This window comes from Vibrio sp. 10N.222.49.C9 (assembly GCF_041474985.1).
Taxonomy (GTDB): Bacteria; Pseudomonadota; Gammaproteobacteria; order Enterobacterales; family Vibrionaceae; genus Vibrio; species Vibrio crassostreae_C.
Genome location: NZ_JBFRVD010000623.1, coordinates 1 through 345 on the forward strand (window position 1 = coordinate 1; position 345 = coordinate 345).

The 345-nt window shown below is 49.0% G+C and carries 1 pseudogene; it reads left to right on the forward strand.

From position 1 onward, the window contains the following. Positions 1-345: pseudogene (locus AB4585_RS24785) on the forward strand (ABC transporter permease); the annotation flags it as partial.

Here is a 345-nt window from a genome sequence, read left to right on the forward strand (position 1 = left end):
CTGGTTGGGGGCCAGGAGACACTGGTTCCCTGATATGCGTACTTTAGGTGGCGCCATCTGGGTGTTGTCTTTAGTTCTCTATCCGTATATTTATCTGCTGTGTCGCGCGGCATTCATGGAGCAGAGCGTGAGCATTCTGCAATCGGCTAGATTGCTCAAGTGCTCTCCATGGCAGAGCTTTTGGCGTATATCGCTACCGATTATTCGTCCTTCTATTGCCGTTGGTCTATCCCTTGTAGCAATGGAGGCCATTGGTGATTTTGGTACTGTCAGTTACTTTGCAGTGAATACTCTCACCACTGCGGTATTTGATACTTGGCTTGGTTACTCTAATCTAGGCGCAGC